The sequence below is a fragment of the Deinococcus ficus genome (assembly GCF_003444775.1).
GTDB classification, from domain to species: Bacteria; Deinococcota; Deinococci; order Deinococcales; family Deinococcaceae; genus Deinococcus; species Deinococcus ficus.
The window spans coordinates 32,388-47,488 of record NZ_CP021083.1; the positions used below are offsets into that span (position 1 = coordinate 32,388).

The window sequence follows — 15,101 nt, forward strand, 5'->3', positions numbered from 1 at the left end:
AAGCGTGACCGGACTTCCCTCGGTTCCTGCGGAGGCCTTCAACCTGAAAGCGCTGCAAGGCTACCACAGGCGCGCCGGCCCGCCCGGCCCCGCAACCCCCCCCGGCCGCTCAAGACCACTCCCCCCCTGCGCCGCCCGGGCGGGGGTGCCGGCCCCGCCGGCCCGGACGGTATGGTCAGGCCGTGAAACGCGCCCTCCTGAGCCTGTGCGTGCTGCTGTCCGTGGCGGGCGCGCAGCCACTCCGCGACCCGGCCCTGCCCTACGGCTCCTGGGGCGAAGCCGCCCGGGAAACCGAGGCCGCCATCGGCGCCCGCCCCCTCACCCGGCCCCAAGACGGCCAGTACCGGGTGGGCGACGCCGTGATCATCGACGACGGCGGCAAACGCTACCGCGCGCACGTCACCGCCATCGACGGCGGCCGCTACCGCATCCACTACGACGGGTTCGGTCCGGACTGGACGCGGCTCTTCGACGCCGCCGCCCTGCTCGGCTACCAGCCCGGGTACCAGCCGGCCGCCCGCCCGGCCGCCACCCGCGCCTTCCAGGTCGGCGACGAACTGGAGGCGCAGCAGAACGGGCGCTGGTCCCCGGCCCGCATCGTCGCCGTGAAGGGCGGCCAGTACCGCGTGCATTACGACGGCCAGCCCAGTTCCAGGGACGAGTGGGTGCCCGCCGCGCGTCTCCGCTCCCTCCCGGGCGGGCCGGTGCAGACGCCGCGGCTCGCGGCCGGCAAGTACGCCTGCACCACCCAGACCATGAACAGCGGCGGAACCATCGAATTCCAGCCGAAAGGGGCCGTGGTGCTGGCCGCCAACGGCACCTACCAATACCTGGGCTTCAAGACCCCCAGTCCCGGCACCTACCGCGCCGACGCCGCGTCCCGCGCCCTGAGCTTCAGGGGCGGGCACCTCGACGGCGGGGAGGCGACGCCCATCGTGCAGCGGCCCGGCCGCTTCTACCTGACCGCCCCAAGCATCGGCGAACGCTGGACCTGCACCGTCACGAAGTAAGGCGCCTGTCAGACCGGTCACGGCCGGCCCGGGACAGGAGGGCCCACCACTCTGGCGCCTGCTTGATGCGCCCCGGAGCCGCCCCGTACGGCACGCCCGGCCTGACCGGAGCGGCCCTGGGCCTGGAACCGGCCGTCTTCACGCACGCGAACGCGAATTCCGGCGGCGGTTTTGTAAGACGCGGCCCGGTATCGTCCGCCTGTGTCCCCCATCCCTGATCGTCACGTTCTGCCCCGGCCGGAGGGGGCCTCGGAGCATCTCCAGGCGCTGCTGACCAGCGCCGAACCCCTGATGGTCTCGGACGCCGAACGCGCCAGTGAGCTCCTGCACGAGGCGCAGCGTCTCGCCGCTCACCTCGGGGACCTGCGGGGCGTGGCCCGCGCCCTGACCCTGCTGGGCGGCGCGCAGATGGTCCGCTCGCAGTACGCCGAGGCCGCGCAGACCTACGCGCAGGCCCGCCACGCCGCCCGGGACGCCGGCGACGGCGGCAGCGAGGCCCGCGCCGTGAACGGCCTGGGCATGATCGCCCGCGCCATGGGTCGCTACGGCGAGGCGATGGAACACTACCTGGACAGCCTGCGGATCGCGCAGGCGCAGGGCGACGAACTCGGGCAGGCCCGGACGCTGTGCAACGTGGGCGTCGTCCACTCGGAACTCGGGGAGCACGAACTGGGCCTCCAGGCGTTCCAGAAGATGCAGGCCCTCGCCCGGCGCACCGGGCACCTGATCCTGCACTCGACCAGCATGATCAACATCGCGTTCGTGTACCACGAGCTCGGCCGCCACGACGAGGCGCTGGACGTCGCCCGGGTGCACCTGCCGGTCATCCGCGCCCAGGGCCTGCGCCAGCACGAGGTGATCCTGCAGGCCACCGTCATGGGCTGCCTGGTCGCCCAGGGCCACGCCCGGGACGCCGCGCAGCTGGCCGAGGCCACTCTGCCCCTGGCCCGGGAGGTCGGCGACCACGAGCACCTGGCGCACATCCACGTCGCGTACGGGCAGGCGCTGCTGGACCTGGGCGAGTACGGGGCGGCCGCGGAGCAGCTGGAGGCGGCCCTGCAGGGCACCCGCGAGCACGGCCTGCGGGCCCAGGAACGCACCGCCCTGCAGGCCCTGAGCGTCCTGCACGCCCGGCAGCGTCACTGGGAGCAGGCGTACGAGCTGGCCGTGGCCTCTCACACGCTGGACCGCGCCCTGCACGCCCACGACCTGGACCGCCGGACCAAGGTGCTGAGCGCGCAGATGCAGGTGGAGATGCTGCAGCGCGAGGCGGAGGTGGAGCGCCTGCGCAGCGCCGAACTGGCGCAGATGAACCTGGAACTCACCGCCGCGCAGCGGCGCCTGTCCTACCGCGCCACGCACGACGCGCTGACCGGGCTCGCCAACCGCGCGCACTTCCAGGCGGAACTGGAACGGGCGCTGGACACCGCCGCGGTCGAACCCTTCGGCGTGCTGTTCCTGGACCTGGACCGCTTCAAGCACGTGAACGACACCCTGGGCCACGACGTCGGCGACGCGCTGCTGCGCGAGGTGGCACGGCGGCTGCGGCGCGTGGTGCGCCGCGGGGACCTGGTGGCGCGCATGGGCGGGGACGAGTTCACGGTGATTCTCCGGGAGCTGCGCAGCGCGCCCGACGCCGAGCGGATCGCGCGCAAGATCCTCAACCGCCTCGCGCAGACCTTCGAGGTGGGCGGACACACCCTGCACGTCACCGCGTCCATCGGCGTGGCGGTCGCCCCGCAGGACGGGCACGACGTGACCACGCTGCAGAAGCACGCTGACATCGCCATGTACCGCGCCAAGCAGGGCGGCAAGAACGGCGTGCGCACCTTCCAGCCCACCATGGGCAGCGAGACGGCCGAGCGCGTGGACGTGGAACGGGACCTGCGCGAGGCCCTGAGCCGGCAGGAACTCACCCTGCACTACCAGCCCCTGTACGCCGCGCCCGCCGGGACGGTCACGGGTTTCGAGGCGCTGGTCCGCTGGAACCACCCGACCCAGGGCCTGCTGCCGCCCGGGAAGTTCATCGGCGTGGCCGAGGACAGCGGCCTGATCGTGCCGCTGGGCGCCTGGGTGCTCGGCGAGGCGTGCCGGCAGGCCGCGGCGTGGCAGGCGCACGGGCCGGTCAGCATCAGCGTGAATGTCAGCCCCCTGCAGTTCGACCAGCCGGACTTTCTCGGCACGGTGAAAGAGGCGCTGCAGAGCAGCGGTCTGGACCCGCACCAGCTGATTCTGGAACTCACGGAAAGCGTCGTGATCCGCCACCCGGAATCGGCGGTCGCGCAGCTGCAAGAACTGCGGGCGCTGGGCATCCGGATCGCCCTGGACGATTTCGGCACCGGGCAGAGCAGTCTGAGCCTGCTCAGGCGGCTGCCCATCGACATTCTGAAGATCGACCGGTCGTTCGTGCAGGACGACGGGGGCACCCTGGAATCCGCGCAGGTGATGGTGGGCGTGATGGTCACGCTCGCCCACAGCTTCCGCATGGCCGTGGTGGCCGAGGGCGTCGAGACCGAGGGGCAGCTGGCGCTGGTCCGCGCGCTGGGCTGCGACGGCATGCAGGGCTACCTGCTGGCCCGGCCCCTGTCCGCCGAGGCCGCGCGGGCGCTGCTGGTCACCACCCTCCCCATCTCCGCCTGACCCGGCCGCGGCCCAGGTCAGTGCTCCAGGGTGGCGCCGCCGTCCACGGTGAGGTGCTGCATGGTCACGTGCCGCGCCGCGTCCGACAGCAGGCACAGCACGGCGTGCGCGACGTCCCCGGGATCGGCGATCCGGCCCAGCGGAATGCCCGGCCGGTACGCGCCCAGGTCCCCGGCGATCACCTGCGCCTCCGTGCGCCCGCCGGTCCACAGCTGGCGCTGCATGGCGGTGTCCGTGGAGCCGGGCTCAGTGCCGGGTGCCGCTCACCCCCGTCAGCGCGAGGAAGGCCGGGGTACCGCCCACCTTCACGCGCCGGACCACGCCCAGGTCCGCCAGCCGCACCACAAGCACCTCCCCGGTCGAGGGACTCGTCACGTACGCACGGTCCCCACCCACCGCCAGCGCCGGACGCACCGCCGCCTTGTCGGCCGCGTCGAAGGCCGCCACGACCGGCAGGCTGGCCGTCACCCTGGCCGTGCCGGCATCCACGCGGTGCAGCTGCCCATTCGCGGTCAGGACCACCAGCGTCTTCCCGTCGTCACTGAACACGAACTTCAGCGGCGCGGCCGGCAACGGCAGGGCCGTGAGGGTGCGGGCCGCGGCCGTCCACGACACCAGCCCGTTGCCGAAATTCCCGTACACGCGGGCACTGGCGTCGTGCGCGGCGACCGTGCCCACCCGCGTACCCTCGGGCGCGCCCGAGGGCGGCGTCAGCTTCACGCTGCTGAGCGTCTTGCCGGCCACGGTCACGGCCAGCACGCCGTCCTGGCAGCCGAAGTACGCGGTGTTCGCCCGCACCGCCTCCCCGTGCACGCCTGGGCAGCCGGGGAACGACCGGAGCAGCTGGCCCCCACGCACGTCGAAGGCGTCCACTTGGTTCAGGGCCAGCATGCCCACCAGCAGCGTGTCACCCAGCAGCGCAGGCGCGCCGTGGTCCGGCTGCGCGGCCTTCAGTACCGTCATGTCATTGGTGAGGCCGAGCGTGGCCTCCCCGAAGAGGCTGGTCGTGCCGTTCCCGTCGTTGAAGATCACGATGCGGTCCCCGTGCGTGAAGAAGTGCGTGGGTTTCGGTCCGGTGTTCAGCGTGGCGAGCACGTGCGGCGCCCCCAGCACCAGGTCGTCGTGGTCGCCGTGCGAGACGCGGCCCAGGCCGCTGTGCAGCACGGTCACGCGGTGATCGTCGCGGTGCAGGGCGTAGGCGAGCGTGCCGCCCGGCCCGGCGTACAGGCCGCTGAGCTTCCCGGGCGTGCCGAACGCACCCAAAGAATTGCCGGTCTCGGCGTCCAGCACGGTCAGGGTGTGCGTGCGGCCGTCCCCGACCACCAGCCGGGTGACCTGCGTGGCCTCGGCGGCCGACGGCGCGGGTGGGGGAGTCACGGGGGCCTGGGCGAGCGCGGCGACCGGCAGCAGCGCGGCCGTGAGGGCAGTCAGGGTCAGGGTGCGGATAGGAAAACGTACAGGCATCGGAAACCTCGGGTCAGGAAAGAAGTCGGGAAGGGAAGTGCGGCGCGCTCAGCGCAGGGCGCGCAGGAGCGTGTCGCGGTTGAGCCGCATCATCTGCGGGTACGTGGGTGCGGCCGGGCCGCCCTCCGGGTCCAGGGTGTACAGCGGCACGCCGGCCTCCCGGGCGACCGTGCCGGCCGGCCCGGGCGGCAGCTGCGGTTCGGAGAACACCGCCCGCGCGCCCGACGCGCGGATCACCTGCACGGCCCGCACCATGCTCTGCACGCTGGGTTCCACGCCGTGCAGGGGCGCGATGGTCGCGGCGACCTCCAGGCCGTAGGCCCGCGCGAAGTACCCGAAGGCGTTGTGAAAGGTGACCAGTTTCTCCCCGCGCACCGGGGCCAGCGTGCGGCGCAGTTCGCCGTGCAGGGCGTTCAGGGCCTGCGCCTCGCGGCGGGCGTTGCGGGCATACCGGTCGGCGTTCGCGGGGTCCACGGCCGCGAGGTCCGCGCCCATGCGCAGCGCGGCCTGCGCCATCAGGCTGGCGTCCAGCCACCAGTGCGGGTCGGTGGCGGCCCCCACGCGCAGCTTCGCGAAGGTCATGGTCTCGCCGAGTTTCAGCACGCGGGCGCGGCTGCCGCTGGCGCGCACGTACCGGTCCAGCCAGCTGTCCGCACCCAGGCCTGCCATGACGGCCAGGTCCGCCTCGCGCAGGCGGTGGATGTCCCGCACCGTCGGGTCGAAGGTGTGCGGGCTGCTGCCGGCCGGGGCCATGCGCTCCACCTGCACGCCGGGACCGGCCACACGGGTCAGCACGTCGTACAGCGGCTGGAAGGACGCCACCACGGTCAGGGCGCCGGCCGGGCTGCCCAGCCCCAGACCCAGCGCGGCGGCCAGCGCGGCCGCGCGCAGCGCCCTCACCGGCGCACGCCCCGGCCGCCGGCCGGCGCGGCCCGGCGCGGCAGGATCAGAGCCCGGGGGGCGTCCATGGCCTGCGCGAACGCGGCGCGTTCCTCCTGCGCGTCCAGGTCCCGGCCGATCATGACCACCCGGCTGCGGCCGTTTTGCTTTTCTTCGGTGCGGTCCACGGTGATCACGTCCCGCACGGCGTGCAGCAGCAGCCGCGTGCCCTGCCCGGCGAGACTCACGTGCCCCTTGACGCGCAGCACCTGCCCCGGCCGGCCGGCGATCCGGCCGATCAGGTCGTGCCAGCCGCGGGCACTCAGGGGCCGGTCGGCTTCCAGAGTGACGGTCTTCAGGCCCGGGGTGTGGCGCGTCTGCACGGGCGGCGGCGTCCAGTCGGCGTCGAAACCGGCAGTGTCCAGCAGCGCGGGCGCGTCCACGTGGCCGTGTTCGGCGTGCAGCACGCGCGCCAGGGGGTTCAGGGCGCCGACCGTGTCGGCAGCGGCCTCCAGGGCGGCGGGGGGCACCAGGTCGGTCTTGTTCAGCACGACGGTCGTGGCGTACGCGAGTTGCAGGGCCGCTTCGGGGTGATCGGCGAGGGTGCGGGTCAGGAAGCGGGCGTCCGCCACGGCCACCAGGCTGCGCAGCCGGAACACGCCCCGGACCATGGGGTCCAGCAGCGTGTGCAGCACGGGCACCGGGTCGGCCACGCCGCTCAGTTCGATCAGGACGTGGTTGGGTGGGGCGCCGTCCTGGTGGGCGCGGTGGGCGAGGTGCACCAGGGCGCGCAGCAGGTCCTCGCGGCCGGTGCAGCACAGGCAGCCGGCGGTGAGTTCCTGCACGTCGTCGGTGAGGGCCTGGATCAGCTGGCCGTCCACGCCGGCCGTGCCGAACTCGTTCACGATCACGCCCAGCCGCCGGAAGGACGTGCGGATCAGGTGGTTGACCAGGGTGGTCTTGCCCGCGCCGAGGAAGCCGCCGATGACGGTCACGCCGATGCGTTCGGGGAGCGGGCTGGTCATCCGAACTGCGCCGGAGCGGAGGGCTGGGGGACGGGGCCGGGTGGGGTGGGGATCATCATAGATGATAATGATAATTCATTATCAATGATAGGCAAGCCGAGATGTCCGATGGAGGAGAGCTGTCCTCAGCGGGAGTCCCGATCCGCTGCTCAGCGGCCGGTCAGCTCATCCCCCGCCGGTCCGGTCCAGCCGCGCGGTGTGCCGCAGGAAGGCCGGCAGCTGCGCCGCGTACAGCCACCTCCAGAAGCGCTGGGGCGGCAGGCTGCTGCGTTCCTCCAGGTCCACCTGGCCCCGCGGGTGAATCAGCAGCCGCCCGGCCAGGGAGGCGTGCGGCGGCCCGGTGAGCAGCTCCAGCGCCGTGAGGTGCTTGATGTTCTTGGCGCCGTACAGTTGCGGCGCGACCAGCCGCAGCGGTGCGCCGTGCCGCACGCCCAGGGGCTGGCCGTTCAGGGTGTCGGCCAGCAGCACGCCCCCACGCAGCAGTTCCTCCAGCGGCACGCTGACGCGGTAGCCGTCCAGCGCGCGAAACTGCACGTGCGTCACGCCGGGCCGGGCAACGGGGGCCAGCAGCGCCTCCCAGACGTCCCGGAAGGCCCAGCCGGCCCACTGCACGCCGGGCACCGTCCAGGTGGTCACGCAGTGAAAGTCGCGGGTGAGCTCCTGCCGGGGCAGCGCCTGAAGATCCGCGGGCAACACGATCAGAGGAAAGGTGACGTGTCCGTGGACACTCAGGCGCACCGCTTCGGGCGGCTGCGGCACCTGCTGCACGTACTTCGGCAGGCCGTAGCGCGGCATGGGGCCGGGAAGGACACGCTGCCCGGGAGGAAGTGTCATGTTCGTTACCATACCATACGGTATGGTATGCTCCGGCAGTGAGTCGCCGAACGAAACAGGACTGGCTGCGCGGCGGCTTCGAGGTCCTCACGCACCAGGGCAGCGACGCCCTCACCGTCGAGAACCTCGTCACGCACATGCGCGTCACCAAGGGGTCCTTCTACCATCACTTCGGCAGCCTCGCGCAGTTCAGGACCGAACTGATCGCCTTCCTCGAACGCAGCGGCTTCAGCGACGTCATCGACACCATTCCCACCCACCTGCCCGCCGCCCAGCAGCTCGCCCTGATCACCGCCGACCTCAGCCGCCGGGACCCGGTGTACGACAAAGCCGTGCGCCTCTGGGGTGAACGGGACCCCGAAGCGGCCGCCCTGGTCGCCCGGGTGGACGCCGCCCGGCTGACCTACCTCACCGCCCTGTTCACCGACCTGACCGGCCATCCTGACCAGGGCCAGCTGTTCGCGCGCCTGGCCTACGCCTTCTACCTGGGCACCGCCCAGATTCAGCCGCGGATCATGGGCCAGGAGTACTCGGACATGATCGCCCTGCTCACCCGCCTTCTGCCCCAGGAGCGCCCATGACCCACGCCCGCCCGGTCCCCACCCTGCCGCCCGCCCTCACCGACCGGCGGCGCGCGTGACCCTGCCCGCCTCCCTGACCGCGGCCCTGGGCCACGCCGACCACATGGACGCCCTGAGCACCGAAGCGGACCGGCCCCTGCTGCCCTTAATCGAGGAACTGCTGACCTTCCAGCCGCCCTGGCTGACCGCGCTGTACCACCTGCGCCGGGTCCTGCTGGGCCTCGCCGGGCACCGCACCGGCGTGCCTCCGCGCGGCGCCCGCCCGCGCGTCCCCACCCGGCCCGGCGAGCAGGCCGCCTTCTTCACCGTGGAGGACGCCGGGCCCACCCACTGGCTGGCCGGCGCCACCGAAGCCCACCTCACCGCCCGGCTGGCCGTGCTCCAGACCCCCGGCACCGCCCGCCGCTACCGCTACCGGGTGGTCACGGTCGTGCAGTACCACAACCGGCTCGGCCGGGTGTACTTCGCCCTGATCCAGCCCTTTCACGAGCTCGTGGTGCGGGCCATGCTGCGCCGCGCCGCCCGGAACGCCTCATGACCCGCGTCCTCGTCACGGGCGCCGGCGGCCAGCTCGGCCGCGCCCTCCTGCCCCTCCTCACGCCGCACACGGCCGTCACCGCGCTGGGCCGCCGCGCCGGCCCGTCCGGCCCCCACCTGACCTGGACCCCGCACGACCTGCTGCAGGGCCCCCCGGACCTCGCCGGTGTGGACACCGTCATCCACCTCGCCACGAACGCCCTGAAACCCGGGCAGGACGAGCGCATGACCCGCCACGTCATCCAGGCCGCGCAGGCGGCCGGCTCCCGCCACGTGCTGTACATGAGCATCGTGGGACTGGAACGCATGCAGGCTGCGCCGTACTACGCCGAGAAGCTGCGCTGCGAGGCGCTGCTGGAAGGCAGCGGCCTGCCCCTGACCATCCTGCGCGCCACGCAGTTCACGGAGTTTCTGGACGGGCTGCTGGGCATGCTCCGCCTCGGGCCGCTGCAACTTGTGCCGACCGGCGTGACGCTGCAACCCCTGCCCGCCCGGGCCGCCGCCGAGCGGCTCGCCGACCTCGCCCGGCAGGGCCCGCAAGGCCGCGTCCCGGACCTGTGCGGTCCGCAGTCGGTGCGCCTGGACGACGTGGCGCGCGCCCGCGGCGGGCTGACCCTGCCGCTCCCCCTGCCGCTGCCGCTCTTCCGGGCGTGGCAGCACGGGCGGGCCTGCGGGCCGGTCCCCTGACGCCGCGGGGCGCCGTCCCTCAGCGGAGCCTCAGCTGGCCCTCAGCGGGCATTCCCAGAGGGTGCGGATAGTGGTGCGGCTGCCCGGCCCCCGGGCGTTCGACATCAAGCTCCGCACAAGGCTCAGGGGGCAGGTGATCACCTGCCCCCTGCGACAATTTTCAGGAATGACCGCCCAGACCCCTGCCCTCGAACCCAGTGTTTCCCCGTCCGCTGCGCCGGCCGCCTCGGCCACGCACCCGGGCGTCGTGAACACGTTCCGGGGGCTGGCGATCCTGGAGGTCGTCTCCCACCACGGCAGCGGCCTGGCGCTGCGGTACATGCAGCCCGAATGGCCGCTGTACACCATGCTCGCGGTGGTGAACCGCACCCTGCACTTCGCGGTCCCGGCCTTCCTGTTCCTCACGGCGGTGCTCCTCACCCGCAGCCTGCTGCGCGCGCCCGACTTCAAACGGTACCTGTGGCGGCGCCTCACGCGCGGCGCATGGCCGTACCTGCTGTGGAGCACGCTGTTCATGGGCTGGTACGTCCTGCTGGGCCTGCGCCCCCCGGACACCCTCACCGACCCCGACCGCTGGGCGCTGTACCTCACGCAGGGCAAGGCCAGCTACCACCTGTACTTCCTGCTGGTGGCGCTGGAAGCCTACCTGATCCTGCCACTGTTCCTGGGGCTCGCGCGGCTGCGGCCACCGCTGTGGGTGGCGGTCGGCCTGGGGTTCGCCGCGCAGGTCGGCGTTTACTTCCTGAACCGCCACTGGTGGCACCTGGCCTTCCCGGCCAGCCACATTACCTGGTACCTGTTTCCCCTGATCGTCGGCGTGGCCGTCGCCGCGCGGCACGACGAGTTCCCAGACTGGTTCCGCCGCCACCGACTGCTGCTGACCGGCCTGCTGCTGGCCGCCGCGGCCGCGTACGTGCCGCAGGGCGTGGCCTCGCTCTCCGGGCAGCCGGTGGTGCCCATGACATACAGCGTCAGCGCGTGGCTGTTCACCACCTTCAGCGCGGTCATGCTGTACGGCCTGTGCCGCACCTGGGGGGGGCTAACCGGGCGCGTGGGGGCGGTGGTAGCGTGGTTCGGTATGGTCAGCCTGCAAATTTACCTGCTGCACCCGCCGCTGCTGCAACTGGCAGAGCAGTGGTGGCCGCCGCACGGCAGCGGCACGCAGCGCGTCGTCACGGTGACGGCGTTCGGACTCGGCGCCCTGCTGCTCACCGCCCTGACCGGGCACGGCCTGCTCAGACTCCCCGCGCTGTCCCGCGCGCTGTTCGGCAGGTGACGGTGATCCCACCCGCCCGGCCGCTGACCTTCCTCGCCGCTCTCGCCACCACGCTCACCCTGGCCCTGCCGGCCGCCGCGCAGAAACGGCCCGCCGACCCCGTCACCTGGACCACCGTGGGCTCCAGCGCCGCCCCATCACTGCTGGCCGTGCCCGCCCACTGCCAGCAGTTCTCCTGCGCCCTGATCGTCGTGTCCCACCCGCGCGCCCAGACGCCCGAACGCCTGCGGGACAGCCCGGAATTCACGCGCCTGCGCGACACCTTGCTGGCCGGGAACTTCGCCATGCTGCTCAGCAGCGACGGCGGCCCCACCACCTGGGGCAGCCCCCAGGGCCTCAAGCACGCCGGCAAGGCCCACCAGCAGGCCCGGCAGGCGTTCATGTGGAACGGCCGGACCTACGCGCTCGGGATCAGTATGGGCGGCCTGATGGCCCTGCGCAGCACCCTGCCGGGCGGACCGTACGCGGTCAGCGGCGTGGCCCTCATCGACCCCTGGGTGAACCTCGTGGCCGCCTGGCACAGCGCCCCCTCCCGGCAGCAGGAGATCCGTGAGGCGTACGGCCCGGCCGCGGACCTGAAGCTCATCGAGGAGCAGGACCCCCTGCACCTCGCGCTGCAACTCCCACCCCTGCCGCTGGTTCTCACCTCCAGCATGGACGACAAGGTCGTCAGCCCCCTGCAGAACAGTGAATTGCTCGCCGGGCACGGTGACGTGACCTTCAGCCAGCACGTGCGCCTCACCGGCCCGCACCTGGGCGGGAACCGCTTCACGCTGCAGATGGGCGAGACGCTGCGCACGTTCTTTGAGCGTCTGGAGCAGCAGGCCGAGGTGCTCGTCCGCCGACGCTGAAACAGGAAAGCGGCCACCCGGCCGCTCCTTCTCTCAGCGGTGAAGGGTGGCCGGGGAAGGGGTCTGGAGCGGGCCGCCGGACTCGAACCGGCGAGTGGCCTGCGATCAGCCCGCACATGCGTGCTGCCAGGGGGCGCGTGACCTGAAACCTGACGGCCACACCACCGTGGCCGCCCGGTTCAGGTCTCGTCGGTTGCCGGGCTCAGTCGTTCTTGTGGCTCTGGCGTCCGGCTTCGGCATGCTGCTCACTGGAGCCGCCGCGCTGGCCGCCCCCACTGTTGCCCCCGCCGCCACCACCCTGGCCGCCGCTATTTCCGCCGCCACCCTGGCCCCCGCCGCTGTTCCCACCGCCCTGGCCGCCACCACCCTGGTTGCCGCCCTGACCGCCGCCGTTGCCGCCACCGCCGTTCCCGCCGCCGTGGGAGGCCTCGCCCCCCTTGCGGCCGATCTCGGCCATGTGCTCACGGTCCTGGCTGACGGCCTCGCCGCCCTTGCGGCCGGCCTCGCGGGCTTCCTCGGATGTGAACTCGTGGGCGTTGCCGCTCTCGTGCGCGGCGCGTCCACCCTCGCTGGCGATCTCGCGCTGACGCTCGGGATCCATCCCGGCGAACCCGCGTCCGCCGTTTCCGCCACCGCCACCATTGTTGCCACCGTTGCCGTTGTTGCCGCCGCCGTTATTTCCACCGTTGTTGCCAGCCATTTCGTTGCCTCCTTGGGAGCAGTGTCCCGGTGTGAGTACCCGCGGCTTTCACGGGCCACGCCCAATCTCCCCCCTGAGTCCGCCCCGGCGATGACAGGCGGCGTAAGAGGGGCGGGACGCAATCTGCGCTCCCCTCCCGAATTGGGTGAAGTTCTCTTTACGCGCTCTCCGGCCCCTCCGGCCCTCGCCCCTGAACGGCCTCCCCGGTTCAGCTGTCCTGGGTTCAAGCGGCCTCGGCCTCTTCAGGTTCCGCTGGGGGAATTCACATCTGTACGTTGAATCGTCCTAACGCCTTCGCGCTCAACTCTGGCCTGATGGGAACAGAGGGACCGGAGAATCCGTTCATGTTGCTGTTTCCGCCCGACCCGTTCCAAGGCGCTCCCGCCCCGCCCCGTCCCCTGGCCCTGTGGGCCGGGGTGGAACCCACGGTCAGCCGGGTGGGGGACGACCTGATGGACCAGCTCGCCCTGAGCGGGTTCGACACGCGGCTGGAGGACGTGGACCGCCTCGCGTCGCTGGGCGTGCAGGCGGTTCGCTTCCCGCTGCTGTGGGAGCGCACGGCGCCGGACGGCCTGGACCGGGCCGACTGGCGCTGGGCCGACGCCCGGCTCGCCCGCCTGACTGAGCGGGGCGTGGCCCCGATCCTGGGTCTGGTGCATCACGGCAGCGGGCCGGTGCACACCAACCTGCTGGACCCGGGCTTCGAGCAGGGCCTGACCGAGTACGCCCGGGCGGTCGCGCAGCGGTACACGGACGTGACCGCCTTCACGCCCGTGAACGAGCCGCTGACCACCGCCCGGTTTTCCGGCCTGTACGGTCACTGGTACCCGCACGGCCGGGACGAGCAGAGTTTCTGGTTGGCGCTGAAGCACGAGCTGCGCGCCACGGTACTGAGCATGCAGGCGATCCGGGAGGTGACCCCCAACGCGCAGCTCGTGCAGACCGAGGACCTGGGCCGCGTGTTCAGCACGCCGCTGCTGGCCGATCAGGCCGAGTTCGAGAACGAGCGGCGCTGGCTGACCTTCGACCTGCTGCTCGGGCGGGTCACGCCCGACCATCCCATGTGGGGCTACCTGCTGTGGTGCGGCGCGACGCCCGGGGAACTGGAATGGTTCCAGGAGCACCGCTGCCCGCCGGACGTGCTGGGCCTGAACGTGTACGTCACCAGCGAACGCTTCCTGGACGAGCGGGTGGAGCGCTACCCCAACCACGCGCACGGCAGCAACGGGCGCGTCACGTACGCGGACGTGGAGGCGGTGCGGGTGCGCGGCGCGCGCCTGGGCGTGTGCCTGGAACGCCTGCGTGAAGCGCACGCCCGGTACGGCCTGCCGCTCGCGATCACGGAAACACACCTGGACTGCACCCGCGAGGAACAGCTGCGCTGGCTGCTGGACTGCTGGCAGGATGCCCGGCAGGCCCGGGAGGAAGGCGTGGACGTGCGGGCCCTGACCGCCTGGGCGGCCTTCGGCGCGTACGAGTGGAACAGCCTGCTGACCCGCCGGGACGGTTACTACGAGAGCGGCCTGTGGGACGTGCGCGCCCCCGTGCCCCGCCCGACGGCCCTGGTGACCCTGGCGCGGGAACTGGCGGCCGGGCAGGCGCCGTCCCACCCGGTGCTGGCCGGCCCGGGCTGGTGGCGCCGCCCTGGACGGCTGCTGTACCCGCCGGAAGGCGAGGTGACCGGGGAGGACGTGCAGGGTCCGCCCATCCTGATCACCGGCGCGACCGGCACGCTGGGACAGGCCTTCGCGCGGGCCTGCGTGGAGCGGGGCCTGCCGCACGTGCTGTGCTCCCGCGCGCAACTGGACATCGCCGACCCGGCCTCCGTGCGCTCCGCATTGGATCACTGGCGGCCCTGGGCAGTCATCAACGCTGCCGGGTACGTGCGGGTGGACGACGCCGAGGGGGACCCGCGCAACGAACGGGAGAACGCGCACGGGCCGGCCGTCCTGGCCCGCGCCTGCGCCGGGCGGGGCGTCTCGCTGCTGACCTTCTCCAGCGACCTGGTGTTCGACGGCCGCAAGGACGGCCCTTACGTGGAAGGGGACCGGCCGCACCCTCTGAACGCCTATGGCCGCAGCAAATGCCAGGCGGAGGCGGCGGTCCTCGCGTCCCATCCGGGCGCGCTGGTCGTGCGCACCAGCGCCTTCTTCGGACCCTGGGACGAGCACAACTTCGCGCACGTGGTGCGCCGGGAGCTGAGCGCCGGGCGGCGCATGCCGGTCGCCAGTGACCAGACCGTGTCCCCCACCTACGTGCCGCACCTGACCCGCGCCGCGCTGGACCTGCTGATCGACGGCGCGGCGGGCGTGTGGCATCTGGCAAACCGGGGCGCCGTGACCTGGGCCGCATGGGCGCGGCAGGTGGCCGACCTGCTGGACCTGGACGCCGGCCTGCTGGACGCCGTGCCCGCCGCGCGCCTGGGCCAGCGGGCTGCGCGGCCCCGTCAGAGCGTGCTGGACAGTGAACGCGCCTGGCTGATGCCGGACTTCGAGTGCGCCCTGCGGCAGTGGCAGGCCGAGGCCCCGCCCCTTCCCGCCCCGGACCGCTGGGATGGGCAGCGCGAGCGGACCCGGGCCGGTTCCCTCAGGGTGTAAGCCGACGGACCCAGGGTTGG

13 protein-coding genes and 1 pseudogene are annotated in these 15,101 nt (G+C 72.6%); 8 read left to right on the forward strand and 6 right to left on the reverse strand.

Annotated features, from left to right (window positions below; all coding sequences use genetic code 11):
• Positions 1–182 precede the first annotated feature (182 nt).
• Positions 183–1,010: an agenet domain-containing protein gene (locus DFI_RS16690; protein WP_027462321.1), complete on the forward strand. Its 828-nt coding sequence runs from the start codon at positions 183–185 to the stop codon at positions 1,008–1,010.
• Between the two features lie 201 nt (positions 1,011–1,211).
• A complete protein-coding gene (locus DFI_RS16695; protein ID WP_051307545.1) occupies positions 1,212–3,650 on the forward strand; it encodes an EAL domain-containing protein in 2,439 nt (812 codons plus the stop codon).
• Between the two features lie 17 nt (positions 3,651–3,667).
• Here the strand turns inward: DFI_RS16695 and DFI_RS16700 are convergent.
• The 5 genes and pseudogenes from DFI_RS16700 to DFI_RS16720 form a co-directional block, all read right to left on the reverse strand.
• Positions 3,668–3,895 (reverse strand): annotated as a pseudogene (locus DFI_RS16700) (SDR family oxidoreductase); the annotation flags it as partial.
• Position 3,896: 1 nt separating this feature from the next.
• Positions 3,897–5,114 carry a hypothetical protein gene (locus tag DFI_RS21090; RefSeq protein WP_051307546.1) on the reverse strand — a complete coding sequence of 406 codons (1,218 nt, stop codon included), beginning with the start codon at positions 5,112–5,114 and terminating at the stop codon, positions 3,897–3,899.
• A 48-nt stretch (positions 5,115–5,162) separates the two neighbouring features.
• Positions 5,163–6,014: a metal ABC transporter substrate-binding protein gene (locus DFI_RS16710; protein WP_027462324.1), complete on the reverse strand. Its 852-nt coding sequence runs from the start codon at positions 6,012–6,014 to the stop codon at positions 5,163–5,165.
• A complete protein-coding gene (locus DFI_RS16715; RefSeq protein ID WP_027462325.1) occupies positions 6,011–7,018 on the reverse strand; it encodes a CobW family GTP-binding protein in 1,008 nt (335 codons plus the stop codon). Before DFI_RS16715 ends, DFI_RS16710 begins: the two co-directional genes overlap by 4 nt.
• Before the next feature lie 165 nt (positions 7,019–7,183).
• The gene (locus tag DFI_RS16720) at positions 7,184–7,852 is read right to left on the reverse strand and encodes a molybdopterin-dependent oxidoreductase (RefSeq protein ID WP_162145404.1); all 669 of its coding nucleotides are present in this window, start codon (positions 7,850–7,852) and stop codon (positions 7,184–7,186) included.
• 38 nt (positions 7,853–7,890) lie between these two features.
• Between DFI_RS16720 and DFI_RS16725 the strand changes: the two genes are divergently transcribed.
• The 5 genes from DFI_RS16725 to DFI_RS16745 all read left to right on the forward strand — a co-directional run bounded on the left by DFI_RS16725 (position 7,891) and on the right by DFI_RS16745 (position 11,784).
• Complete coding sequence (locus tag DFI_RS16725) at positions 7,891–8,433, forward strand: TetR/AcrR family transcriptional regulator (RefSeq protein ID WP_051307548.1); 543 nt, start codon at positions 7,891–7,893, stop codon at positions 8,431–8,433.
• Between the two features lie 55 nt (positions 8,434–8,488).
• Positions 8,489–8,971, forward strand: coding sequence for a DUF2867 domain-containing protein (locus tag DFI_RS16730; RefSeq protein ID WP_051307549.1), 483 nt, complete (start codon positions 8,489–8,491; stop codon positions 8,969–8,971).
• Entirely contained in the window at positions 8,968–9,657 is a 690-nt protein-coding gene (locus DFI_RS16735; RefSeq protein ID WP_051307550.1) for an SDR family oxidoreductase, read from the forward strand. Before DFI_RS16730 ends, DFI_RS16735 begins: the two co-directional genes overlap by 4 nt.
• A gap of 166 nt (positions 9,658–9,823) precedes the next feature.
• A complete protein-coding gene (locus tag DFI_RS16740) occupies positions 9,824–10,933 on the forward strand; it encodes an acyltransferase (protein WP_027462327.1) in 1,110 nt (369 codons plus the stop codon).
• Between the two features lie 2 nt (positions 10,934–10,935).
• Positions 10,936–11,784 (forward strand): alpha/beta hydrolase family protein, encoded by an 849-nt coding sequence (locus DFI_RS16745; RefSeq protein ID WP_118376013.1) that lies wholly within the window; start codon positions 10,936–10,938, stop codon positions 11,782–11,784.
• A 202-nt stretch (positions 11,785–11,986) separates the two neighbouring features.
• Here DFI_RS16745 and DFI_RS16750 read toward each other — a convergent pair whose 3' ends face one another.
• Positions 11,987–12,385, reverse strand: coding sequence for a KGG domain-containing protein (locus DFI_RS16750; RefSeq protein WP_027462328.1), 399 nt, complete (start codon positions 12,383–12,385; stop codon positions 11,987–11,989).
• Between the two features lie 443 nt (positions 12,386–12,828).
• On the opposite strand from DFI_RS16750, the gene DFI_RS16755 reads away from it, so the two are divergent.
• Positions 12,829–15,081 carry a family 1 glycosylhydrolase gene (locus DFI_RS16755; protein ID WP_051307551.1) on the forward strand — a complete coding sequence of 751 codons (2,253 nt, stop codon included), beginning with the start codon at positions 12,829–12,831 and terminating at the stop codon, positions 15,079–15,081.
• The last annotated feature ends 20 nt before the right edge of the window (positions 15,082–15,101 follow it).

Bases quoted from the DNA above. Each gene is read 5' to 3' on its own strand.
- DFI_RS21090 (WP_051307546.1), bottom strand. From the start codon at position 5,114: ATGCCTGTACGTTTTCCTATCCGCACCCTGACCCTGACTGCCCTCACG.
- DFI_RS16715 (WP_027462325.1), bottom strand. From the start codon at position 7,018: ATGACCAGCCCGCTCCCCGAACGCATCGGCGTGACCGTCATCGGCGGC.
- DFI_RS16720 (WP_162145404.1), bottom strand. From the start codon at position 7,852: ATGACACTTCCTCCCGGGCAGCGTGTCCTTCCCGGCCCCATGCCGCGC.
- DFI_RS16735 (WP_051307550.1), top strand. From the start codon at position 8,968: ATGACCCGCGTCCTCGTCACGGGCGCCGGCGGCCAGCTCGGCCGCGCC.
- DFI_RS16740 (WP_027462327.1), top strand. From the start codon at position 9,824: ATGACCGCCCAGACCCCTGCCCTCGAACCCAGTGTTTCCCCGTCCGCT.
- DFI_RS16750 (WP_027462328.1), bottom strand. From the start codon at position 12,385: ATGGATCCCGAGCGTCAGCGCGAGATCGCCAGCGAGGGTGGACGCGCC.
- DFI_RS16755 (WP_051307551.1), top strand. From the start codon at position 12,829: ATGTTGCTGTTTCCGCCCGACCCGTTCCAAGGCGCTCCCGCCCCGCCC.